This is a genomic window from Lysinimonas soli (assembly GCF_042655435.1).
Classification (GTDB): Bacteria; Actinomycetota; Actinomycetes; order Actinomycetales; family Microbacteriaceae; genus Lysinimonas; species Lysinimonas soli.
In genome coordinates this window covers 702,023-725,725 of record NZ_JBHSMG010000002.1, presented here as the reverse complement: position 1 = coordinate 725,725, position 23,703 = coordinate 702,023, and the positions used below count along the sequence as shown (strand labels likewise).

Annotated in this window: 22 protein-coding genes; 1 reads left to right on the top strand and 21 read right to left on the bottom strand. The window is 66.8% G+C overall.

The window, feature by feature from the left end:
* Nucleotides 1–2 precede the first annotated feature (2 nt).
* The 5 genes from rplC to ACFPJ4_RS11060 form a co-directional block, all read right to left on the bottom strand.
* Nucleotides 3–653 carry a 50S ribosomal protein L3 gene (gene rplC / locus ACFPJ4_RS11080; RefSeq protein ID WP_386740485.1) on the bottom strand — a complete coding sequence of 217 codons (651 nt, stop codon included), beginning with the start codon at nt 651–653 and terminating at the stop codon, nt 3–5.
* An 18-nt stretch (nt 654–671) separates the two neighbouring features.
* The gene (gene rpsJ / locus ACFPJ4_RS11075) at nt 672–980 is read right to left on the bottom strand and encodes a 30S ribosomal protein S10 (protein ID WP_386740484.1); all 309 of its coding nucleotides are present in this window, start codon (nt 978–980) and stop codon (nt 672–674) included.
* A gap of 396 nt (nt 981–1,376) precedes the next feature.
* Nucleotides 1,377–2,348 carry a carbohydrate ABC transporter permease gene (locus tag ACFPJ4_RS11070; protein WP_386740483.1) on the bottom strand — a complete coding sequence of 324 codons (972 nt, stop codon included), beginning with the start codon at nt 2,346–2,348 and terminating at the stop codon, nt 1,377–1,379.
* Entirely contained in the window at nt 2,348–3,658 is a 1,311-nt protein-coding gene (locus tag ACFPJ4_RS11065; protein WP_386740482.1) for a carbohydrate ABC transporter permease, read from the bottom strand. The genes ACFPJ4_RS11070 and ACFPJ4_RS11065 overlap by 1 nt, the downstream gene beginning before the upstream one ends.
* Before the next feature lie 114 nt (nt 3,659–3,772).
* Complete coding sequence (locus ACFPJ4_RS11060; RefSeq protein ID WP_386740481.1) at nt 3,773–5,098, bottom strand: ABC transporter substrate-binding protein; 1,326 nt, start codon at nt 5,096–5,098, stop codon at nt 3,773–3,775.
* A gap of 281 nt (nt 5,099–5,379) precedes the next feature.
* Between ACFPJ4_RS11060 and ACFPJ4_RS11055 the strand changes: the two genes are divergently transcribed.
* Entirely contained in the window at nt 5,380–6,438 is a 1,059-nt protein-coding gene (locus ACFPJ4_RS11055) for a LacI family DNA-binding transcriptional regulator (protein WP_386740480.1), read from the top strand.
* A gap of 53 nt (nt 6,439–6,491) precedes the next feature.
* On the opposite strand, the gene ACFPJ4_RS11050 is transcribed toward ACFPJ4_RS11055, so the two are convergent.
* The 16 genes from ACFPJ4_RS11050 to ACFPJ4_RS10975 all read right to left on the bottom strand — a co-directional run bounded on the left by ACFPJ4_RS11050 (nt 6,492) and on the right by ACFPJ4_RS10975 (nt 23,678).
* Nucleotides 6,492–6,731, bottom strand: coding sequence for a hypothetical protein (locus ACFPJ4_RS11050; RefSeq protein WP_386740479.1), 240 nt, complete (start codon nt 6,729–6,731; stop codon nt 6,492–6,494).
* 91 nt (nt 6,732–6,822) lie between these two features.
* Nucleotides 6,823–7,767, bottom strand: coding sequence for a 1-phosphofructokinase family hexose kinase (locus ACFPJ4_RS11045; protein ID WP_386740478.1), 945 nt, complete (start codon nt 7,765–7,767; stop codon nt 6,823–6,825).
* 132 nt (nt 7,768–7,899) lie between these two features.
* Nucleotides 7,900–9,093: an elongation factor Tu gene (gene tuf, locus ACFPJ4_RS11040; RefSeq protein ID WP_386740477.1), complete on the bottom strand. Its 1,194-nt coding sequence runs from the start codon at nt 9,091–9,093 to the stop codon at nt 7,900–7,902.
* Between the two features lie 117 nt (nt 9,094–9,210).
* Nucleotides 9,211–11,325, bottom strand: a complete 2,115-nt coding sequence (gene fusA / locus ACFPJ4_RS11035) for an elongation factor G (protein ID WP_386740476.1) — start codon at nt 11,323–11,325, stop codon at nt 9,211–9,213.
* An 86-nt stretch (nt 11,326–11,411) separates the two neighbouring features.
* A complete protein-coding gene (gene rpsG / locus ACFPJ4_RS11030) occupies nt 11,412–11,882 on the bottom strand; it encodes a 30S ribosomal protein S7 (protein WP_386740474.1) in 471 nt (156 codons plus the stop codon).
* A complete protein-coding gene (gene rpsL, locus ACFPJ4_RS11025) occupies nt 11,882–12,256 on the bottom strand; it encodes a 30S ribosomal protein S12 (RefSeq protein WP_386740472.1) in 375 nt (124 codons plus the stop codon). The genes rpsG and rpsL overlap by 1 nt, the downstream gene beginning before the upstream one ends.
* A 305-nt stretch (nt 12,257–12,561) precedes the next feature.
* On the bottom strand, nt 12,562–13,377 hold the full coding sequence (locus ACFPJ4_RS11020) for a hypothetical protein (RefSeq protein ID WP_386740470.1): 816 nt from the start codon (nt 13,375–13,377) through the stop codon (nt 12,562–12,564).
* A 1-nt stretch (nt 13,378) separates the two neighbouring features.
* Nucleotides 13,379–14,191, bottom strand: coding sequence for a hypothetical protein (locus tag ACFPJ4_RS11015; protein WP_386740468.1), 813 nt, complete (start codon nt 14,189–14,191; stop codon nt 13,379–13,381).
* Complete coding sequence (gene pilM, locus ACFPJ4_RS11010) at nt 14,188–15,237, bottom strand: type IV pilus assembly protein PilM (protein ID WP_386740467.1); 1,050 nt, start codon at nt 15,235–15,237, stop codon at nt 14,188–14,190. The genes ACFPJ4_RS11015 and pilM overlap by 4 nt, the downstream gene beginning before the upstream one ends.
* Nucleotides 15,238–15,255: 18 nt before the next feature.
* Entirely contained in the window at nt 15,256–16,095 is an 840-nt protein-coding gene (locus tag ACFPJ4_RS11005; RefSeq protein ID WP_386740465.1) for a prepilin peptidase, read from the bottom strand.
* Nucleotides 16,092–17,906: a hypothetical protein gene (locus tag ACFPJ4_RS11000; protein ID WP_386740464.1), complete on the bottom strand. Its 1,815-nt coding sequence runs from the start codon at nt 17,904–17,906 to the stop codon at nt 16,092–16,094. Before ACFPJ4_RS11000 ends, ACFPJ4_RS11005 begins: the two co-directional genes overlap by 4 nt.
* On the bottom strand, nt 17,906–18,592 hold the full coding sequence (locus ACFPJ4_RS10995; RefSeq protein ID WP_386740463.1) for a PilW family protein: 687 nt from the start codon (nt 18,590–18,592) through the stop codon (nt 17,906–17,908). The genes ACFPJ4_RS11000 and ACFPJ4_RS10995 overlap by 1 nt, the downstream gene beginning before the upstream one ends.
* Nucleotides 18,589–19,935: a hypothetical protein gene (locus ACFPJ4_RS10990; protein WP_386740462.1), complete on the bottom strand. Its 1,347-nt coding sequence runs from the start codon at nt 19,933–19,935 to the stop codon at nt 18,589–18,591. Before ACFPJ4_RS10990 ends, ACFPJ4_RS10995 begins: the two co-directional genes overlap by 4 nt.
* Before the next feature lie 123 nt (nt 19,936–20,058).
* Nucleotides 20,059–20,508, bottom strand: a complete 450-nt coding sequence (locus ACFPJ4_RS10985) for a type II secretion system protein (protein ID WP_386740460.1) — start codon at nt 20,506–20,508, stop codon at nt 20,059–20,061.
* Between the two features lie 237 nt (nt 20,509–20,745).
* Nucleotides 20,746–21,894, bottom strand: a complete 1,149-nt coding sequence (locus tag ACFPJ4_RS10980) for a type II secretion system F family protein (protein ID WP_386740459.1) — start codon at nt 21,892–21,894, stop codon at nt 20,746–20,748.
* Between the two features lie 92 nt (nt 21,895–21,986).
* Nucleotides 21,987–23,678 carry a type IV pilus twitching motility protein PilT gene (locus tag ACFPJ4_RS10975; protein ID WP_386740458.1) on the bottom strand — a complete coding sequence of 564 codons (1,692 nt, stop codon included), beginning with the start codon at nt 23,676–23,678 and terminating at the stop codon, nt 21,987–21,989.
* Nucleotides 23,679–23,703 lie beyond the last annotated feature (25 nt).

The window sequence follows — 23,703 nt, the reverse complement described above, 5'->3', positions numbered from 1 at the left end:
GATCAGGCTCCCTTCACGGCGTTGCGGACGAAGACGATGCGGCCGCGGGCGCCGGGAACGGCGCCCTTGACGAGGATGAGGCCCTTCTCGAGGTCGACCGAGTGCACCTTGAGACCCTGCACGGTGACGCGCTCGCCACCCATGCGGCCGGCCATCCGCATGCCCTTGAAGACACGGCTGGGCGTCGAGGACGCACCGATCGAGCCCGGCTTGCGGTGGTTGCGGTGCGAACCGTGCGACGACGAGACGCCCTTGAAGTTGTGGCGCTTCATGACACCGGCGAAGCCCTTGCCCTTGCTCGTGCCGACCACGTCGACGAGCTGACCCGCCTCGAAGATGTCGACCGCGAGCTCCTGACCGAGCGTGTACTCGGCGGCGTCGGCGGTGCGTACTTCGGTGAGGTGACGGCGCGGCGTGACGCCGGCCTTCTCGAAGTGGCCGCTTGCGGGCTTGTTGACCTTGCGCGGGTCGATCGCGCCGTACGCGATCTGAACCGCGGAGTAGCCGTCCTTCTCCTCCGAGCGGACCTGGGTCACGACATTCGGAGTGATCTGGACGACGGTGACGGGAACGAGCTTGTTGTTCTCGTCCCAGACCTGGGTCATGCCGAGCTTGGTGCCCAGCAGACCCTTGGTCGTCTTGATGGCAGTCATGCGGATTCCTTCTCGGGCCTAAAGCTTGATCTCGATGTTGACGTCAGCAGGCAGGTCGAGACGCATGAGCGAATCGACGGCCTTCGGCGTCGGATCGATGATGTCGATGAGACGTTTGTGGGTGCGCTTCTCGAAGTGCTCGCGGCTGTCCTTGTACTTGTGGGGAGAACGGATCACGACGATCACGTTCTTCTCCGTGGGCAGGGGCACCGGGCCGACGACGGTAGCGCCCGCGCGGGTCACCGTGTCGACGATCTTGCGCGCCGACGCGTCGAGGCCGGCGTGATCGTACGACTTCAGCCGGATGCGGATCTTCTGTCCCGCCATGTCTTCTCTCTCTCGTTTCCGCACGGCACTCTGCTCGAGCCCGTACCCGCGCGACACATGAACTGCTCGCGCACCGCTGTTCTTCTGTCAATCCGTCCGACCCACGCGGTCGGGCGTGTCGCATGCCCTTGCGGGCACGACACACCTCTCCCCGTGGGGATTCGGGATTCGATTGAAGCTGTGCTCTTCTGCCCGCCGCCCAACCTCGAATAAGGACCGGTCCCTCACCCGAGCTTCAGAAGCTCAGCGAGGCACAGTTCTTTGGTTGTGCACTGCTCTGACAGTGATCCGCACGCGAACGCACGGAATGTTGAACTAGACGAGTTTGCCACACGCCTGCATTTGCTGCAAGCCGGGCGTGTCGCGAGATCTCGAGGCGGGCCTCGGGGGCGTGGCTCAGCCCTTCGTCGCGCCCGCCAGCAGGCCCCGCACGAAGAACCTCTGCAGCGAGAAGAACACGACGAGCGGCACCAGGATCGAGATGAACGCACCCGCCGACTGCAGGTACCACCGGTCGCCCCAGGAGCCGGAGAGGGAGTTCAGGGTCTGGGTGAGGGGCAGTGAGGACGACGGCGCGAAGATCGTCGCGACCAGCAGGTCGTTCCACACCCAGATGAACTGGAAGATCGCGAACGAGGCGATCGCCGGAGTCGCCAGCGGGATGATGATCCGGAAGAAGATCTGCCCGTGCCCCGCCCCGTCGACCCGCGCGGCCTCGATGAGCTCGTTCGGGATCTCGGAGATGAAGTTGTGCAGCAGGAAGATCGCCAGCGGCATTGCGAAGATGGCGTGCGCGATCCACACCGTCGCGAAGCTGTGATCGACGTCGCGGAGCGTGAACCCGGGGAAGACGCCGACACCGTTGATCGTGAGGCCGCGCGAGAACAGGCTCAGCAGCGGCACGAGCGCCATCTGGATCGGCACGATCTGCAGAGCGAACACGAAGACGAAGAGCAGGCCGCGCCCCTTGAACGGGATCCAGGCGAACGCATACGCCGCCAGGGTCGCGATGGCGATGGGTACGACCGTCGCGGGGATCGCGATCGCCAACGAGTTCAGGAACGAGGCACCGAGCGTCAGGGCCGTTCCCCCGGAGGTGAGTGCCTGGTAGTAGTTGTCGAGGGTGAAGCCGGGGTTGACGAACACGGTCCACCAACCGGACGTCGCCGAATCGGCGCCGGGCCGGAACGAGGTGACGAAGAGGCCGAAGGTCGGGATCGTCCAGATGATCGCGATGATGATCGCGGCGAGCGTCGCGCCCTTCGAGGTGAGCCGCTTCTGCGCCTCCGCCTCGCTCTTGCGCATCCTCCGCGCGAACTCCCGGGCCGTCTCGGCGTCGAGTCTCGGGTGGACATCGGTGACGGCCATCAGCGGATCTCCTTCTGCTTGCGCATCTGCCGCACGTTGTAGATGATCAACGGCAGCACGAACAGGAACAGCACGAACGCCAGGGCCGCGGAGTGCCCGTAGCTCTGGAAGCGCTGCTGCTGGTTCACCATCTCGAAGGCGACGACCGTCGAGTTGGACCGTCCGCCGGTGAGCACCGCGACGATGTCGTAGACCTTCAGCGAGGCGATCGTGATCGTGGTCAGCACGACGATGAGCGAGGACCGGATGCCCGGAACCGTGACGTTCGTGAAGAGCTGCCACGCGCTCGCCCCGTCGAGCGATGCCGCCTCGTTCTGTTCGGCGGGAACCGCCTTGATCGCCGCGGAGAGGAAGACCATGGCGAAGCCGGTCTGGGTCCAGATGAAGACCGCCAGCAGGCAGAAGGTGTTGATGAAGGGTTGCGCGTCGAGCCATCCGACGGGCTGGCCGCCGAATGCCGTGATGACGGCGTTGAGCAGTCCGATCTGCTGGCCCTGGCGGTAGTCGTAGACGAACTTGAAGATGATGCCGGCGCCGACGAACGAGATGGCCACCGGCATGAACACCAGCACCTTGAGGAACCGCTCGCCGCGCGCCCGGTCGATGAAGACCGCGTAGGCCAGTCCCAGGATGATCGAGATGGTCGGCGCGAGCGCCGCCCAGATCAGGGTGTTGATCACCGACCAGAAGCCGTCGGGGTTGGTGAAGACCCACACGTAGTTCTCGAGCCCGACGAACTGCTTGCCCGTCTTGTCGAAGAACGACTGGCCGATCGTGGCGAGCGCGGGGTAGATCAGGCCGACCAGGATCAGCACGGCGGCCGGCGCCATGAAGATGATGAGCTGGAAGACGTAGCCCGTGCCCGCGCGAGCGCGGTAGTCGGCGAAGAACAGCAGCGCGCCCGCGAGCAGGGCGATCGCCACGACGTAGACGACCGCGTTCTGATACGGCCGCAGCAGCATGAACGCGATCACCGGGATCACGAAGCAGGCCGCCGCCCGCAGCCAGAAGTAGCCGGCGCCGCTTCGCGGGGCGAACTCGACGAGCACCAGGATGATCGTGACGACGACCGCGAACACGGCGACGACGATCGGGATCTGAAGCAGCGGGGTGAGGTTGCCGATCCAGATGAAGAAGCTGTTCAGCGAGAACCCGAGCGAAACCGGGAGCGCCGAGTCATCGGGGCCTCGCGTCACCATGAAGATGGCGAGGGCCACGATCAGCACGGCGGCGATCGCGACGATGATGCCGGTCGCGCGCCGCGAGATCCTGTTCTTCGACTCGCGGCCGGCCGTGAGCGATGCGGTCATGATGCTGCCTTTCTGAGCACGTCGTCGGGCTCGGGAAGCGGACGAGCGGGGCGACGAACGGAACCGCCCGCGAATGCGAGCGGCCCCGTCCGTGTGCCCGAACCCGTGGGATCGCTAGTTCTGGTATCCCGCCTGGATGGCGCTCAGCACCTGGTCGGTGGGCGTCCCGTCGATCCAGTTGACCATGCCCTTCCAGAACGATCCGGACCCGACCGTGGCCGGCATGAGGTCGGACGCGTCGAACCTGACCACCGTGCTCTTGTTCTGCAGCGTCTTCATCGCGTCGGTGAGGAACTGGCTCGACGCGAGCGACGGGTCGGCACCGTTGTTCGCCGAGATCACGCCGCCGAGCTTGACCCGCGCGTTGGCGAAGTCGGGCGTGGACATGTACTCCTGAACCTTCTGGACCGCCGCCGACTTGGAGAACGCCGCGACGAACTCGCCACCGGCCTCGACCGAGCTGGCGCCCTCCTTGATGCCGGGGAGGATGAAGGCGTAGACGTCACCGTCGGGGGCGACGGTCGGCGCCTTGCCGGCCTTCGTCTGCACCGTGAGGAAGTTGGACGACAGGAACGACGCCTGGTGGGTCATCGGGCAGGTGCCGTCGGCCACCTTTGCCGCGACATCCGCGAAGGCCGTCGAGTTGATGCTCTTCACGTCGCCGAAGCCGGCGTTGACGTAGCTCGGGTTGAGCAGGATCTGACCCACCGCGGTGAACGCGTCCTTGATGGGCTGGTCGGTGAACTTGACCGAGCCGCTGACCCACTTGTCGTAGACCTCGGGGCCGGACTGGCGCAGCACGAGGTCTTCGATCCAGTCGGTGCCCGGCCAGCCTGAGGCGTCACCGGACGAGAAGCCCGCGCACCACGGAGCCGCCCCGGTCTTCGCCTGGATCGTCTTGGTCAGGGTGAGCAGCTCGTCCCAGGTCTTCGGAATCGAGACGCCCCACTCCTTGAACTTCGCCGGCGAGTACCAGATGTACCCCTTCACGTTGGCGAGCATGGGGGCGGCGTAGAACTTGCCGTCGATGGTGCCATACGCCTTCCAGTCCTTCGACCAGTACTTGCCGACGTTGTCGGTCACCGTCTGGTCGGGCGCGACGACCTGGCCGGTCCCCACCAGGGTCTTCAGCAGGCCCGGCTGGGGCACGATCGCGATGTCGGGGGCGGAGCCGCCGTTGACCTTCGTGACGATGTTGCCTTCGAAGCTCTTGTCACCGGTGTACTCGACCTTGATTCCGGTGTCCTTGGTGAACTTGTCGAAGGTCTTGTTGAGCGCGTCTGCCTCGGATCCGGTGATTCCCCCCGAGATCTTGACCGTCTGGCCCTTGACGCTGCTTCCGCCGCCCGTGCTGCTTTCGGCGCAGCCGGCGAGCGCAAGGGCCGCCACTCCGACGAGCGCGAGTGGGGCCAGAAGGCGGCGTCGAGATGACTTGCCCATGTATTCCTCCTCATTGAGAACGCGGGTCTGTCCACGCGATTCGCGGCCCTTTCTCGGGAACCGCTCCCGCACACGGTATTCATGAATCCGGGTCGAGCGCAACCGGCGCGCATCACAACTCGGTAACCGGGGCGGAATCACCCGTCCGCAGCCCCCGATTGCGCTCGTTCAAGGGCCCGATCGCGTCTCGCTTTCTCTGGAAGCGGTTCCAGTTTTGCCGCAGCTCCTTTAGGATGGGGCCGCCCGCGAGTCGGCTCGCGGCGGAGAGGCGGCAGGCGCAGGTGAGCGGAATCGCCGAGGTCGCACGTCTTGCGGGCGTCTCGAAGTCGACCGCGAGCCGTGCGCTGACGGGCACCGGCTATGTGTCCGAATCCACGCGGCTGCGCGTGATCGAGGCCGCCGACTCACTCCGCTACGTGGCATCGACGAGTGCCGTCAGCCTCGCGACCGGCCGCACCCAGAACATCGGCGTGCTCATGCCCTACGTGACGCGCTGGTTCTTCGCCGAGGTGCTGGAGGGGATCCAGGATGCGCTCCTGGCCCGGGACCTCGACCTCACCCTCTACGACGCCCGGCACGGCACCGAGGGGCGACACCGCATCTTCGAGCAGTTCCTGGCGCGCAAGAGATTCGACGGGCTCGTCGCCGTCGGTCTGGAGCCGGGCGACGACGAACTGGAGCGCCTCGTGGCGCTGAACCGGCCCATGGTGAGCGTCGTCGGAGCCGGCGACGGCACGAGCGTCATCGAGATCGACGACGACGACGCGGCGCGGCGCGCGACCGATCACCTCATCGCCCTCGGGCATCGCCACATCGCCTTCGTGGGTGGCACGGCCGACGGCCACTGGGCGCAGGTGGACCGTCGGCGGTGGGCAGGCTACCGCGGGTCGATGAGCGATGCCGGTCTCAGCGCCGAGACGCTGCACGTGCCCTCCGACGTGAGCCTTCCCGGCGGCTACGCGGCCGCCGTCGACCTGCTCGGCGACGCCAGGACCCGGCCGACCGCGGTCGTCGCCACCTGCGACGAGGTGGCGATCGGGACGATGATCGCCGCACGGCGGCTCGGCATCCGGGTTCCCACCGACCTCAGCGTCGTCGGGATCGACGACCACGAGTATGCCGAGATGTTCGGACTCACCACGCTCGAGCAGGTGCCTCGCGAGCAGGGCGCCACAGCGGTCGATCTGCTGCTCCGCCACATCGATGACCCCGAGCTGCCGCCGAGCGTCGTGCGGCTGCACGCCCGTCTCATCATGCGCACCTCGACCGCTCCCCCGTCGGGCACCGGCAGTGCGACCTTCCTGGACTCGCCGATGGGCGATACGGGGATGCCGGCGTGAGGATTCCGTCGTGACGTGACCCGCTGCGGCGGCATCCCGTGCCACCTCCGCGGTTACGGCGCCGGCGGGCTGGTCGGCGGGGCCTCGTCGCCTCCGTGGATCACGTCGTGGGCGCGTTCCGAGACGTCGCCGGCGACGTCCTTCGCGTCATCCGCGACTCCCCCTGCGGCGGCCTTGGCCTTCTCCGCCACGTGACCCGCGACGTCTTTCACGTCGCCCGCGGCCTCCTTGACGGTCTCCGCGGCTTCGTGTGCGACGCCCTTGGACTTGTCCACAATGTCGTCGGATCCCATGGTGTTCCTTCCTCTGCGTTGAGACTGCTTCCGACCCGAGCCATTCTGCTCGCGTTGGGTGTCTTTGTGAACGCCGCGAGGCGCAACGCCCTCACCCCTCGCGCTCGAGACGCTCGACGAGCTCGCGGTGCGGGGCGGTGGTGCCGACCGATGCCGCGACGGCGGAGCCGGCCGCGAGAGCTGCCCTGAGCGCCTCTCCCGTGGAACGACCCTGTACTGTGCGCAGCACGAACGCACCCAGGAAGGCATCGCCCGCGCCGACCGTGCTGCGTTCGGCCACCGGGAAGGCGGGGGCGCGCAGCACCTGCGCCTCGCCCCGGATCGCGAGCGCGGCCCCCGCCGCCCCGAGCGAAAGGGCGATCGCCCCGACGCTGCTGCCGTCGAGCAGCTCGTGCAGGGCGGCGTCCTGCAGCTCGATGGTCGACAGCTCACGACCGGTCAGCTCGCCCAGCTCGCGCACGCTCTGCTTCACGAGATCGGGTCCCGCGGCGAGAGCGAGTGTCAGCGCGGAACCGTAGGCGTCGATGGCGCAGCGCGCGCCGCGCTGCTTCGCGAGCCGCACCGCGTCGGCGTAGAAGCTCTCGGGGGCGCCGGGGGGCAGGCTGCCGCTCGCCACCAGGTAGCCGCCGGGACGCAGCAGCTCGACGGCGGCATCGAGGCACCGCCGACACTCCTCGGCGGTCACGGTGGGTCCGGGGAAGACGAAGCGGTACTGGTCGCCCTGGCTGCGGTCGCCCACGCTGATGCTCTCGCGGGTCTCACCGCCGATCGGGATCGGCACGCCCGGCAGGCCCTCCTGGTGCAGCAGCAAGCGGTAGCGCTCGCCGGTCAGGCCGCCGACGGTGTACACCGGCGTCGCCGCACCCCCGAGGGCGACGATCGTGCGCGCCACGTTGACCCCGCCGCCGCCGGCCTCGACCCGCGGGGCATCGCAGCGCAGCTTGTGCCGGCTCACGACCCGGTCGACCGAGGTGCTGACGTCGAGCGCCGGGTTGAGCGTCACGGTCACGATCGGCGGAAGGGACGACGTGCTCATGAAGCGCAAGAGTACGGCCTGGCGGGCCGTCGCATCCGGGTCGGAAGTCCCGGCATGCAGAAGGGGCCGGACCTTTCGGCCCGGCCCCTTCGTGTGCAGTGCAAATGCCCTCCGCTCATAGCGGAGCGCGCGCTACTTGAGGATCTTCGTGACCTTGCCGGCGCCCACGGTGCGGCCACCCTCGCGGATGGCGAAGCCGAGGCCCTCCTCCATGGCGATGGGCTGGATCAGCTCGACCGTCATGTCGGTGGTGTCGCCGGGCATGACCATCTCGGTGCCCTCGGGCAGCGTGATGACGCCGGTGACGTCGGTGGTGCGGAAGTAGAACTGCGGGCGGTAGTTCGCGTAGAACGGGTTGTGACGCCCACCCTCATCCTTGGACAGGATGTACGCGGTGCCCTCGAACTGGGTGTGCGGCGTGACCGAACCCGGCTTGACGACGACCTGGCCGCGCTCGACATCCTCGCGCTTGGTGCCGCGGAGCAGCAGACCACAGTTCTCGCCGGCCCAGGCCTCGTCGAGCTGCTTGTGGAACATCTCGATACCCGTGACCGTGGTCTTCTGCGTCGGGCGGATGCCGACGATCTCGACCTCGGAGTTGATGGCGAGGGTTCCGCGCTCGGCGCGGCCGGTGACGACGGTTCCACGACCGGTGATCGTGAAGACGTCCTCGATCGGCATCAGGAACGGCTTGTCCTTGTCGCGCACCGGGTCGGGAACGGACTCGTCGATGGCCTCCATGAGGTCGAGCACCGACTGGGCCCACTTCTCGTCACCCTCGAGAGCCTTGAGGCCCGAGACGCGCACGACCGGAGCGTTGTCGCCGTCGAAGCCCTGGCTGCTGAGCAGCTCACGGACCTCGAGCTCGACGAGCTCGAGGATCTCTTCGTCGTCGACCATGTCGGACTTGTTGAGCGCGACCAGCAGGTACGGCACGCCGACCTGCTTGGCGAGCAGCACGTGCTCACGGGTCTGCGCCATCGGGCCGTCGGTCGCCGCGACCACGAGGATCGCGCCGTCCATCTGGGCGGCACCGGTGATCATGTTCTTGATGTAGTCGGCGTGACCCGGGGCGTCGACGTGCGCGTAGTGGCGCTTCGGCGTCTCGTACTCGACGTGCGAGATGTTGATCGTGATGCCGCGCTGACGCTCCTCGGGAGCCGAGTCGATCGACGCGAAGTCGCGGGGCTGGTTGACCGCCGAGGGGTACTTGTCGGCAAGCACCTTCGAGATCGCCGCGGTGAGCGTGGTCTTACCGTGGTCGACGTGACCGATCGTTCCGATGTTCACGTGCGGCTTGGTCCGCTCGAACTTGGCCTTAGCCACTGGGTCCTCCTCAGGACTCGTTTGCAGGCATCCGGATGGATTCCGGATGCGATGCGATTTGGTGTGTATCTACTTTAGTTGGTCCGGGCATGGGCCCGATGGGCGAGCGAACGGCAGTTAGTCGCCCTTGCTCTTCTGGACGATCTCCTCGGCAACAGCCTTGGGGACCTCCGAGTAGCTGTCGAACGTCATCGAGTAGACCGCGCGACCCGAAGTCTTCGAGCGCAGGTCACCGACGTATCCGAACATCTCTGACAACGGAACGAGCGCGCGGACGACCTTCACGCCCGTCGCGTCCTCCATCGACTGGATCTGACCGCGCCGCGAGTTGAGGTCGCCGATGACGTCGCCCATGTACTCCTCGGGCGTGCGCACCTCGACGGCCATCAGCGGCTCGAGCAGCACGGGGCTCGCCTTGCGGGCGGCCTCCTTGTAGGCCATCGATCCGGCGATCTTGAACGCCATCTCCGAGGAGTCGACGTCGTGCGACGCGCCATCGACGAGGATCGCCTTGACACCCACGGTCGGGTAGCCGGCGAGCACGCCGACCTGCATCGCATCCTGGATGCCGTGGTCGACCGAGCCGATGTACTCGCGCGGAACGCGACCACCGGTCACGGCGTTCACGAACTCGTAGCTCGTCTCGGGGGTGACCTCGAGCGGCTCGATCGTGATCTGCACCTTGGCGAACTGACCGGAGCCACCCGTCTGCTTCTTGTGCGTGTAGTCGTACTTCTCGACGACCTTGCGGATCGTCTCGCGGTACGCCACCTGCGGCTTGCCGACGTTGGCCTCGACGTTGAACTCGCGCTTCATGCGGTCGACGAGGATGTCGAGGTGGAGCTCGCCCATGCCCTTGATGATGGTCTGGCCGGTCTCCTGGTTCTGCTCGGTGCGGAACGTCGGGTCCTCTTCGGCCAGCTTCTGGATCGCGGTGCCCAGCTTCTCCTGGTCGGCCTTGGTCTTCGGCTCGATGGCGACCTCGATGACCGGCTCGGGGAACGTCATCGACTCGAGGATGACCTGCGCGTTCGGGTCGCTCAAGGTGTCACCGGTCGTGGTGTCCTTGAGGCCGATGACCGCGTAGATGTGTCCGGCGGTGACGCCGTCGACGGGGTTCTCCTTGTTGGCGTGCATCTGGAAGATCTTTCCGATGCGCTCCTTCTTGCCCTTGGTCGAGTTGATGACCTGAGCGCCGGAGTCGAGCTTGCCGGAGTAGACGCGGATGTAGGTCAGACGCCCGAAGAACGGGTGGGTCATGATCTTGAACGCGAGGGCCGAGAAGGGCTCGCTCGAGTCGGCGTGCCGCTCGATGACCTTCTCTTCGTCACGGACGTCGTGGCCCTCGATCGCCGGCATGTCCAGCGGCGACGGCAGGTAGTCCACGACCGCGTCGAGCATCGGCTGCACGCCGCGGTTCTTGAAGGCCGAGCCGCAGAGCACCGGGTAGAGCTCGCTGGCGATCGTCATCTTGCGGATCGCGCCCTTGATCTCGGCGACCGTGAGCTCTTCGCCGCTGAAGTACTTCTCGAGCAGCGCGTCGTCGCTCTCGGCGACGGTCTCGAGCAGGATGTGGCGGTACTCGTTGGCCTTCTCGACCAGGTCGGCCGGGATCTCTTCGATCGCGTACTTGGCGCCGAGCTCGACGTCACCCTTGGAGTCGCCGCGCCAGGTCAGTGCCCGCATCTCGACCAGGTCGACGACACCCTCGAAGGTGTTCTCGAATCCGATCGGAAGCTGGATGACAAGCGGCTTGGCGCCGAGGCGCTTGATGATCGTGTCGACCGTGTAGTAGAAGTCGGCACCGAGCTTGTCCATCTTGTTGACGAAGCAGATGCGCGGCACGTCGTACTTGTCGGCCTGGCGCCAGACGGTCTCGGACTGGGGCTCGACGCCCTCCTTGCCGTCGAACACCGCGACCGCGCCGTCGAGCACGCGCAGGTTGCGCTCCACCTCGACGGTGAAGTCGACATGGCCCGGGGTGTCGATGATGTTGAGCTGGGTGTTGTTCCAGAAACAGGTGGTCGCGGCCGAGGTGATCGTGATGCCGCGCTCCTGCTCCTGCGCCATCCAGTCCATGGTCGCGGCGCCGTCGTGCACCTCGCCGATCTTGTGCGTGATGCCCGTGTAGAACAAGATGCGCTCGGTCGTCGTCGTCTTGCCGGCATCGATGTGGGCCATGATGCCGAAGTTGCGGACCTTGGTGAGGTCGGTGAGCACGTCCTGTGCCAACTTGTACTACTTCCTCTTGATGTTGCGTGAAACGGTGGTCGAGCCTGTCGAGACCGGTTGATCTCGACAGGCTCGATCAACGAGAACTACCAGCGGTAATGCGCAAAAGCCTTGTTCGACTCGGCCATCTTGTGGGTGTCTTCGCGGCGCTTGACCGCGGCACCCAGGCCGTTCGAGGCATCCAGGATTTCGTTGGTCAGGCGCTCGGTCATGGTCTTCTCACGACGCGACTTGGCGTAGCTCGTCAGCCAGCGCAGCGCGAGCGTGTTGGCGCGGTGCGGCTTGACCTCGACGGGCACCTGGTAGGTCGAGCCACCGACGCGGCGGCTCTTGACCTCGAGAGTGGGGCGCACGTTGTCGAGCGCCTTCTTGAGCACGACGACCGCGTCCTGACCGGACTTGGTGCCGACACCGGCGAGCGCGTCGTAGACGATGCGCTCGGCGAGGCCCTTCTTGCCATCCACGAGGATCTTGTTGACGAGTTGGCTCACGACGGGGGCGCCGTACACCGGATCGGCGACGACGGGGCGCTTCGGAGCGGGTCCTTTACGAGGCATTACTTCTTATCCATCTTCGCGCCGTAGCGGCTGCGAGCCTGCTTGCGGTTCTTGACCGCCTGGGTGTCGAGGGCGCCGCGGATGATCTTGTAGCGCACGCCGGGGAGGTCCTTCACACGGCCGCCGCGCACGAGCACCATCGAGTGCTCCTGAAGGTTGTGGCCCTCGCCGGGGATGTAGGCGGTGACCTCGGTGCCGTTGGAGAGCTTGACGCGGGCGACCTTGCGCAGAGCCGAGTTCGGCTTCTTCGGGGTCGTCGTGTAGACGCGCGTGCAGACGCCGCGCTGCTGCGGGTTGGCCTTGAGGGCCGGTGCCTTGGTCTTGACGACCTTCGGCGTGCGGCCCTTGCGGACCAACTGCTGAATGGTGGGCAAAATTGCTCCTTGTTGTCGCTGCACGGTGACAGCGGTTGATGGACTTCCATCGCAATCCGTCACCCGGACCGGAATCGTTCCGGGACTGCTGGCGGATATGCCGTGGGGGCCGCTCGGCCCTTCCCGCGCACGGAACAGACCCGACCATTTCGAGTCGGTTCGGTTTCGAGGCAGGGGAAGCGTGCGTGACGCGCACACACCCGGTCGAGTGTAGTCGCCCGCGTAACTTGCCGCAACGTGAGCAGGGGCCGCCCGTTCCGCTGTGCGCGGACGGACGGCCCCTCTCGTAGCCGGATGCTGCGGGGCTACTTGGTAGGCGTCGGGCTCGGCGTCGGAGTGGGCGTCGCAGAGCCCGACGGGTTCGGGGACGACGACGCGGTGGGCGTCGGCGTCGGGGTGGGTGTGGGTGTCGACGTTGCCGTCTCGACCTTCGCCGACTTCGGGTCGAGCAGCACGTAGATGTAGCCCTTGACGGTCGCGCTGATCAGATTGGGCTTGTCAGCACTGTGCGTCGTCGAGATGCCCGTGACCAGGAACAGGCGTTGCCCGCTCTGAAGCCCCTTGACGAAGCTCAGCGTGCTCGGCCAGTCGCCCTCCGTCGTCACCGAGACCGGGATCGCGATGAAGTTCGTCCCCGTGATGCGTGGATCGGTGGGGGCGACCCACGCCGTGGGCGACTTCGGGGTCGTCGGGGCCGTCGCAGCCGCGGTCGGCGTCGCCGTCGGCGCGGGCGTCGCGCCGGTCGGCGGCGTCGTGGACGCCGCGGGAGCAGGCGGGGAGTAGGCGACCGCATCCTCCACCTGAAGGCCCGTCACCGTGACCCCCGACGCCGCGGCCAGGGCGTCGATGCCGTCGATGTACGCCGAGCTGTTCGCCTCCTGCGGGATCGAGAGGCGCAGCGCCTCCAGCTTCTTGGTGAGCTCCGGCAGGTTCTTCTGCTCGCTCTTCAAGCGCACGATCGTGCTCTGAGCGGTCTGAATCTGGGCTTGAACGCCCGTGAGACTGCTGTTCGCCGAGGACGCGGACGCGAGTTGCGGCTGCGCGACGAGGAACCACCCGGCGGCGACCAAGACGACCATCAGGAAGATGGTGAACGCGCTGAGAATGCGATGGGACTGCATGTCAGTTCCCTCCTGTGGTCGAGGTGCCCGACGTGCCAGGCGTGGCGGCGCTGGTCGGTGTCTTTGTCGCCGGCGTGAAGCGGTTGGCGAACGCGGCCGGACCGATGTGCATCGTGACATCGGCGGTGTAGACGCCGCTGCTCAGCGACACCTGCCCGGGAGTCGCGTCGACGAAGCCGGGAAGGGTCTCGAGCCCGTTGAGCCACACCGGGATGGACGGCAGCGAAGCGCTCGTCGCGGTGAACGCCAGGGTCGCGATGCGGCCACCTTGCAGCGGAACCGAGGTCTGGGCATAGGTCTTGAGCGGATCGGCCGTGTCGATCGTCACGGTCGAGAGTGTCACGCCCGCCGGGAGCGTGGCCTGGAGCTTCGTCAGATAGGCCTGCCAGTCGATCTCGGTCGAGTCCCCCACCACCTGGCCGGCCTGGATCAAGGCGATTCCATCTTTGACCGCGGTGACCTTCGAGTACTGGGTCTGCTGCACGACCAGCGCCTGTTGCTCGGCCTGCGCCGCGACCAGGGAGGTCTGCGCGACCGTGTTCCAAGCCCATGCACCACCACACGCGACGACGACGACGAGAAGCACGCCGAGGAGCGCGAGCCGCAGTGATCGGCGCGTGCGCAGCTGGGAACGCTTGAGGCGTACCTCGGGAGGCATCAGGTCGACCCGGGGGGCTCCCCCGACGGCGACATGCGACGAAGCGGCGGGGCTGCGGACCGGACCGGCCGGCTTGCCCCGGCCAGGCTTGTCGGGCTCGTCGGCGGCATCCTTCTTGGATCCGCCGATCGGCTTGGTCAGGAATGCGAGGCTCATGCGAGGCTCCCTACGGCGAGGCCGATCGCGACCGGCGCTTTGCTCCGGGCGGTCCGCAGGCCCTCGGAGGCGATGGATTTGGCGATCGCGATGTGACCGAACGGGTCGGCCTCCACGACGGGCAGGCGGGTCAGCTCGGCGAATGCCTCGCGGATCCCGGGCATGTCCGCCCCGCCGCCGCTCAGCATCAACTGGGTGACCGGCAGGGTGGGGCGGCTGTTGACGAAGTAGCTGATCGTGTTGCGCACGCTGCCGAGCAGCTCCCCCGTCGCGGCGTGGATCGTGTCGATCACAGGTCGCTGCTCCGGGGTGACGACGTTCGGCGCGACGCCGAACTGGCGCTTGATCCGGTCGGCGTCGTCGAAGGCGATGCCGTGCTTGGCGACGATCGCGTCGCTGATGTCGCGGCTTCCCGACGGGAGGACGCGCACGAAGTGCGGCACCCCGCCCACCGCCATGACGACGTTGGTCGTCGAGGCTCCGATATCGACGAGCGCCGTGACGCCGGTCGTGCTCGCCGATCCGAGCAGCAGCCGGGTGAGGGCGAACGGGATCAGGTCGACCTCGGCCACGTGCAGTCCGGCCGCCTCGACGGCCTCGACGTTGCCGAGCACGGCATCCTTGATCGCGGCGACGAGCAGGCCGTTGATCATCGGGCCCTGATCGGTCATCTCACGCGAGATCGGGTAGAAGTCGAGCAGGGCGTCCGCCACCGGGACCGGCAGCAGATCCTGCACCTGGAAGGGCAACGACTCGCGGATGCGGTTGAGCGGCTGTGCTCGCACGCTGTAGTCGCGCGAGAGCACGCGCTGATTGCCCATGCCGAGCACGACGTCCTTGGTGCCGAACTTCGCCCGCGACCACATGACCTTGAGCGCCTGTGCGACGAGGGCGGGATCGGTGACCTCGCCTCGGTTGACTGCCTCGATGGGCACCGACATCTCGTGGTAGCGCAGCAGCGTGGGGCGGGGCTTGGCCGGATTGGCCACCTCCGCCGCGCGCAGCACTCCATGCCCGATGTCGAGCCCGACGACTGATCTAGCCATACCCTTCTTCTCCCCCACTCAGAGCAGACCGACGAGCGCGAGGTAACCCCCCGCGATCGCCTGACCCGCGAAAACCCCGATCCAGGCCCCCAGCAACATCCAGGGACCGAACGGGATGCCGCTCTTGCGACCGGCACGCTTCATGACCATCAGAACGACGCCGAACAGCCCGCCGAGCACGAACGCCGCGCCCGCCCCGACCGCCAGCTGACCCCAGCCCAGAGAGCCGAGGAAGAGTCCGAGCACTCCGGCGAGCTTGACGTCGCCCATGCCCATGCCGCGCGGCGAGATGATCGCCAGAAGCAGATAGAACGCGAACAGGATGGCGGCACCCGCCGCCATGCGGATCAACCCGGCGATGTCGCCCTGCAGAAGCGCGGCCACTCCCAGCAGCACGATGCCGACGCCGTAGCCGGGCAGCACGATCACGTTCGGGAGCCGATGCGTCTCGATGTCGATGATCGCGAGCGCGACCGAGATCGCCGCGAGATAGAGGAAGGCCACCAGGCGGAGCACGGCCGCGATCGCGGTGGTCACATCCGTGGCGGTCGACAGCGTGGGCGCGGCCCAGATCGCGACGAGCACGAAGGCGGCGGCACCCGCCAACTCGACCAGCGGATAGCGCTTCGAGATCCGCTCGGCGCACGAGCGGCACTTGCCGCCGAGCAGCAGCCACGACAGCACCGGGACGTTGTCGCGCGCCGTGATCTCATGCCCGCAGTTCGGGCACGCCGAACGCGGCCGCACGACCGACATGCCGGCGGGCACGCGGTAGACCACCACGTTGAGGAACGAGCCGATCGCGAGACCGGTGATGCCCACGAAGGCGATGAGCAGCGATGCGGCGAGGATCATCATGGGGCTGGGCTCCCGTCGGCGTTGTAGGCCGCCTTCACTCCCGAGTACTGCGTCACTCCGTAAGTGGTCGAGACCGGGGTGAGGAACTTGGGTGGAGCCGTATAACGCAGGCGAGTGTCGTACTGGTAGTCCTTCGCATAGCCTGTCGCCACTCCCCCGCTGCCGTTGCTCGTCGCCACGGTCCCTCGGTACTTCTGCGCAATCGCGCCCAGAATCGTCAAGGTACCCCGATTGCCCAACCCGGTTCCGTTGGCGTCGTAGTTCTGCACCTGGAGGGTGTGGGCGACCGAGAGCATGGCGGCGTCGATGGTGCGGTTCGGTCCGGGAGCCCCATACGCATAGCTCGTGCTCCAGCCCGAACCCGACTTCGTGATGGGGTTCCACACCCAGATCGCATTCTGACCGACGATTCCGAGGATGTCGTTGCTCGGGTCGGCATAGGTGATGTTCCCCGTGACATAGACGTAGTTGTAGGCGGCGATCGTCGTGCGCCCGTGTTCGGTGCCGCTGACGAAGAGGTCGCCGTTACGGCATCCATATGCCGGCGTGTCGGTGGTCGACGTCGACGGCGTGACCTCGTTGGCCAGCGGGTAGCGGGTCGTCCCGAACGACCAGCCGGCGTTGGACACTCCGCCGAAGGAGAGGCAGCTGAAGCCCGTCGGGGTCTTGTTCGACGCCCAGTAGTTGGGATCGGTGCTGACACTCGGCACGTTCTGCACGAACACCAGGTTGAGGTCGAGCACCGGGATCACGGCACCTGCCGTGCTCTGCAGGTCCGAGATCTTGCCGCACTTCGCGGGCGTCGTGCCGCTGATGTCCGCACCGGCGGCGTTCGCGGTGGTCTGCGTCACCTTCGTGTACGGCGAGACGACCCTCATGTTGCCGTCGCTGGTGAAGGTGATGCTCGTGGGTCCCGTGTACAGGCAGCCCGGGTTCGGGACGTCGGCGGGCAGGTCGTTGCGCGTCTCCTTCTTCATCTGCGAGTTGGTTGGCGGCATGTCGAGCGACTTCTCGTAGACCGGCTTGCTGACCTTGAAGGTCGCGGCGGGGCATCCGTTGGGCACGTCATACGCGGCGGTCGGGTTCGAGGTCGTGACCGTTCCGTCGAACGTCGCTCCGCAGATATCGAGGGTGTCGTTGCTGTGCACCGGGCCGTGGAGCTCGTCGAACTGCCCGAACTGGATGCGCTGGCTGCAGTCGCTGGGGCGGGTCGGCGATGCCCACAGGAAAGCGTCGCAGGGCTGCGGCAGCGTGGTGCGGTACTTGGCGTTGAAGGCGGGATCGAGTTCTTCGTAGCTGGTGAAGTAGAGGAAGTCGATGAAGCCGCTCTGGCGCAGGTCGGCCACCAGAGAGACCACGCTCGACCCCACCTTGCCGGTCGAGCGAAGCCGCACGATGCCCTTGTTGCCGTAGTCCGAGATGTCCACCTCGTAGCGATACGAGGCATCGGTGGAACCCGGGATCTTCGCCCACGGCTGCGAGGCCGAGATGTTGAAGGCCGGGTTGGCGTTGGTCCCGGTCGGGAGGCTGAGCAGGGCCTTCGAGCTCGCGCTGAAGGCCGCATTCGGGTTGCCGAACTTGTAGTAGGTGCTGTCGTTCGCGAGACGGCTCTGGTACTCCTCGACGCCCGCATACGCGGCACTTCGGGCGCCGGCCATGTCTTCGTCGGTGCTGGTCTTGCGCACCCCGCCGGTCACCGACTCGAGCGCCGCCGAGACGAGCAGAAGCATGACGAGCCCCAGGCCGAGCACGACGGGCAGCGCGATGCCCCGCTCGTCGGCGTCGAGGCGTCGGATCAGGCTGCGGATCATCAGGAGCTCCCCTGCTGAAGGCCGATGTTGGGCATTCCGACATTCGACGAGAAGTACACCGGTGCGGTCTTCGAGCCGGGGGCCTGCACCTTGACCGAAACCGTGATGGAGGCGACAAGCGGGAGCGACGCGCTGGAAAGCGACCCCGCCGCGAGCGCAAGGGCGCCACCAGTACCGTTGACGTAGGTGAAGAGCGGCAGTTGCGAGGGCGTCGGGGCGGTGATGACGCCACCGAGGTTCCGGGTCGAGCTGGACGCGCAACTGGAGAAGGTCCAGAAGCCCGAAACCGACTTGCCGACACAGCGGCTTTCGATCAGGCTCCCCGTGCTGCTGTCGAAGGTGACCCGCGTCGGGGCCGGGTTGCTCGGGTCGGTCACGTCGACGAGGGAGTAGATCACGAGGACGCTGTCACTGCCCGAACTGACGGCCGGAAGCGGGGTGGTCGAGCCCGAGACCGGAACCTGAACCGCGAGCCCGATGACCGTGCGCAGTTCGTTGGCGATGTTCGAGGCGACCGTGTTCGAGTTCCGATTCTGCGTCGCGTTCGAGGTCAGTTGCGCGGTGTTCGCGAACATCGTTCCCACCATCACGATGATCAGCAGGGTCAGCATCGAGGCGACGAGCAACTCGGTCAGGCTCAGCCCATGATCTTCGTGCGCGAGTCGCACCTTCATGCGGTGGATCATGACGGCATCCGCGGGTCGAGCGTCACGGTGGTTCCGGTCATCTCTCCGGTGGTTGCCGGGGCGACGTTGGATGACATCGCTGCCCCGGTCAGTGAGGTCGAGACGATCCACGAGCCGAACGGCGCCGCGAGGTACGCGGTCGTACCGATCGTGAGCCCCGAGAAGGTGTAGTTGGTCAGCTCGACGCAACCGGGGTCACCGGTTCCGGCGGGCGCCGCGACTCCGCGGACGTAGATCGTGGTCGCGGTCAACGACGAGACCTGAATGACCCCCATCGGGATCGGGAGGGTCCCCGCTCCGCCGGCCGCCACGCCGACGGCCGGTCGCTGCCCGTCGGCCATGCTCACGCCATTGACGGCGCCCGCGGCCCAGGTGGCGGGATCGACCGAGAGGCATCCCGAGGTGATCGTGGAGGTCGAGACGTAGTGTCCGGCGACGGCCGCGTAGCCCTGTGTCGACGGATAGAGGCTCAGCGGGCTCGTCTTGGTGGTCAGCACGAGCGTTCCGTCGGAACTGATGAAGTTGGTCGTCAGCGAGTCTGGCAATTTCGCCGTCCCCGCATAGTTCGAGGCGTAAGCGAGCGAGTACTTCGCAGCGAGGTCGTAGCTGAACGAGGCGGTCTGCGATGAGCCGGCCGCCACGGTCACGCTGGTGCTCGGGGCCGTCGATTGCGTGATGTCGACGTAGCCGGACTTGTTGGCGCTGACCTTGTACGTTCCCGGGGTGACCTTCAGAGCGTAGGTGCAGCCGTCGCTGTCCGTGGACGGGATCGATCCGACCGCGGCGCCGCCGCTGGTCGCGGTCGCGGTCACCGCGACGCCCGCCCGACCGGTCCCGTCGGCTCCGGTCACCGAGACGAGGATCGTGCCGTAGCTGGGGTCGTTGATCCGCGTGGCCGGTGCGAGGATCGTGTCACTGCGCACCGCGGTCTTGAGGGTCAGCATGCTCGCCCAAGTCACCTCGACGCTGACGCGCTTGTACTGCAGATTGCCGCCGGCGCCACCGCAGGTGGCCGACGAGCCGTCGGTGTTGACCCAGGCGGTCGTGCGGGAGATCGTGTACGTCGTCGACCCGATGGTCTGAGTCTGGTTGGGCGCGGCCTGCACCTTGAAGGCGTCACCGACGGCGCGCACCTCGTCGATTTCTTGGGATGCCAGGCCCGCGGCGACCTCGCGGTTGCGGTCGTCGGCGACCAGCTTGGTCATGGTCACGAGGGAATACGCGAGGCCGAGGATCACGAGAGTGAAGACCATGAGGGCGACGATCACCTCGGTGATGCCGAGGCCTGCGTCGTCGACATCGCGTCCCAGGTCGAGACGTTCGCGGAAACGCTTGATCGACATTGTGACCTCCCCCCGGAGTCTCGACAGAATGAGAGGCTTCCCCCTCAACGGTGGACGGCGCGGTTTCCCTCCACCGGGAGAGCGGGGCGCCGACACACGGCGCCCCGCTCTGTGCAGCTAGGCTCAGCCGATCGTGCACGCCGTGGATGTCACACCGCTCGAGTCGGTGGCGTAGAACTTCGCGGTGGAGCTGGTGTCGCTCTGACCGATGATGCAGAAGCCGGTACCCGACGGGCCATAGGTGAGGCTGGTCGTGTCAGCACCGTAGGTCGCGCCAGCCTGCGAGAGAGCAGTGCCAAGCCCGGCAAAGCTCGTCACCGTGGTGGAGGAGGTCGGCAACGCGGTCCCTCCGGTCTGGATCGAGACCAGTGCGGTCTTCAGGTTGGAGACATCGGACTTGACCGACGAGTCCTTCGCGTTGTTCTGGACCCCGATGTACACCGGGATGGCGATGGCGGCGAGGATGCCGATGATGATGACGACGACGAGCAGCTCGATGAGCGTGAAGCCCTTGTCGCCATCCTTGACCTCTTCGCGGCGAGCCGCGAGAGCCTTCTGAATGCGGGTGATCATGGTGGATTCCATTTCGTTGGAGTGATTCGTGTGAATGGGAATCGAGCCGTCCCCCCCTACGGCGGTGACCCGACACGCTCACGTTAGGGTGCATGCACCGGGGCGTGAATCCCGCATCCGGGGGGTAAAACCCCAGTTCAGGACCCCAATGCGGGGGTGGACAGAAAGGGGGACATTAGCCACGCAGCACACCGAAGCTGGCCACGTCGCCGGGGCCCCTGGATCTAACCGTCGTTCCTAATGAGCGCCCTGCACCGCCGTCGCAATGCTGAAGATGGGCATGTACAGGGCGACCACCATTCCACCGATCACGACGCCGAGGAAGGCGATCAGCAGGGGCTCGATCAGCGAGGTCAATGCCTCGGTCATGGCCTGCACCTCATCGTCGTAGAAGTCGGCGATCTTAGTCAGCATGATCTCGAGAGACCCCGAATCCTCACCAACGGCCATCATCTGAACGACCATCGGTGGGAAGACGGGTTCGTTGGCAAGGGGCTTGGATAGGGACTGACCGCTCCGGACCGAGTCCGCCACCCGTTTGGTCGCCTGCTCAATCACGTAGTTGCCCGAGGTCGCACCGATCACACTCAATGCCTGCAGAATCGGCACTCCTGCGCCGATCATGTTCGCAAAGTTTCGGGTGAAGCGGGCCACGGCGATCTTTCGGACAAGGCTGCCAAAGACCGGAGCCTTCAACTTCAGCGGGTCGAGCACCTTCCGCACAGCTTCGGTGTTCTTGTTGCGTTTCCACCAGACGAGGCCGACAATGATCAGCACGACCAGAGTCGGGACCACCCAGAACATGTTCTGCGAGATGGAGACGAGCATCTGAGTCGGAGCAGGCAGCGAGCTGCCCAACCCCTCGAACATCTTCTTGAAGATCGGCACGATGAAGGTCAGCATGACGATCACGGCGACGAGCGACAGGCAGAGCACCATGACTGGATAGGTCATCGCCGACTTGATCGTCGACCGCAGTTTGGCATCCTTCTCGAAGTTCACGGCGAGGGCATCCAGCGCCCCTTCCAGGAATCCGCCGGTCTCCCCCGCCCGGATCATGCTGATCATGATCGGCGGGAAGTCCATCGGATGCTTCGCCAGCGAATCCGAGAACGATCCCCCCACCTCGACGTCGTTCGCCACCTGGGCGAGGATCGTCTTGAGCTTCTTGTTCTCGGTCTGTTCGGCGAGAATGTGCAGAGCGCGGAGCAGAGCAAGGCCCGAGCTGATCATGGTCGACAACTGGCGGCTCATGACCGCGAGCGACTTGAGGTCGACCCCCTTCTCGAAGCCGGCCAGGCTGATCTCCATGTTGAGGCCGGTGCCGGCCTTGCCCTCTTGAACCGAGAGCGGCGACAAGCCCATGCTCTGCAGCTTGCCGAGCACTGCCGACTCGCTGGGCGCCTCGAGCTTGCCCTTGACGACCTTGCCCGACTGATTGCGGCTGGTGTAGTTCCAACTCTTGACGGCCATCGACATCAGTGGCGTCCCCTCTCTGCCGGGGCGTACAGCCCCTCGTCGTTGAACGTGACCTGCTGCGGCACGGCGGCCGAGCGCTGGATGAGGCGCATGAGCGTCTCGGGGTCGTGTGCCTTCTCGAAGGCGGCATCCCGGGTGATCTGGCCTTCGTCGACCAGGGCGGCCAGGTGCTGATCCATGGTGTGCATCCCGAGCTCGCGACCGGCCTGCATCGAGGAGGTGATCTGGTATCCCTTGCCCTCGCGGATGAGGTTGGCGATGGCCGGGGTCGTGACCAGCACCTCGGTGGCGACCACGCGTCCGTTGCCCTGCGCCTTCTTGACCAGGGTCTGGCTGACGACGCCCTGCAGCGTGGCGCTGAGCTGGGTGCGCACCTGGTCCTGCTGGTGCGGCGGGTAGACGTCGATGACACGGTCGACGGTGGATGCCGCGCTCTGCGTGTGCAGCGTGGCGAACACCAGGTGGCCTGTCTCGGCTGCGGTCAGCGCGACCGAGATCGTCTCGAGGTCTCGCATCTCGCCGACCAGGATGACGTCGGGGTCCTGTCGCAGAACGTGCTTGAGCGCCGCCGCGAAGCTGTGCGTGTCGTGGCCGACCTCGCGCTGGTTGACCAGCGAGCGCTTGTTGCCGTGCATGAACTCGATCGGGTCTTCGACCGTGACGATGTGGTCGGCGCGCGTGCGGTTCACGAGGTCGATCAGCGCGGCCAGGGTCGTCGACTTGCCCGAACCGGTTGGGCCGGTGACGAGCACGAGTCCGCGCGGCAGGGTCGCGAAGCGCGCCACCGAGTCGGGCACCCCGAGCTGGTCGAGGGTCTTGATCGTGGTCGGGATGAGTCGGAAGGCCGCGCCGATCGCGCCGCGCTGCTGGTACATGTTGACGCGGAAACGGGCGCTCGCCGACAGCGAGTAGGCGAAGTCGAGCTCCAGCTCGCGCTCGAAGATCTCGCTCTGCTGGTTGGTCAGCAGCGAGCGCAGTGCGCCGCGCACCCGCTCGGCGTTCCACACCGTGGCGCCGGCGACCGGGCTGAGTCCGCCGTCGACGCGCAGCATCGGAGCGGCGTTGGCGGTGACGTGCAGGTCGGATGCACCCGTGAACAGCACCTGCTGCAGGGCCGCGATGATGTCGGGATCGGCGTTGTCGGTCTGAGGAGCGATCGCGCCGAAGTCGTTGACCTCCGTGATCGGAGGCGCGATCGTGGTCGCCCCGGGCTGCGGAACGGCCGGCAGGGTCGGGAACGCGGCCGGCGCGGGCGCGGGCGCGGGCGCGGGCGGCGCAGGTTGGACGACAGGAGCGGGCTGGGCAACCGGCGCGGGCTGGGCAACCGGCGCGGGCTGCGCGACAGGAGCCGGCTGCGCGGGCGGCATGGCCGCCGACGGGGCGGGAGCCGCGATCGGAGCAGCAGGCGCCGCCACCGGTGTCGCGACCGAGGCGACCGCGGCCACCTCCACCACGGGAGGGGCGGGCGGCAACGGCGCTGCCGGAACGGACGCCTGCGCCGGCGGCACCGGCGGCTGACCGGGGGGCGGCCAGGCCTCGTGGCCCCGCGGCGCCGGTGCCTCGACGGGCGTCGCGGCGTCGGGCACGAACGCGGGGCCCGCCTGCATCCCCGCGGCGGCGGCTGCCGCGACCCGCGCGAGTTCGTCGTCGGAGGAGATGGGGATCTCCCAGACCGGCTTGTTGGCGCTCATCGTTCCCCCAGCTGCTTTCTGTCGG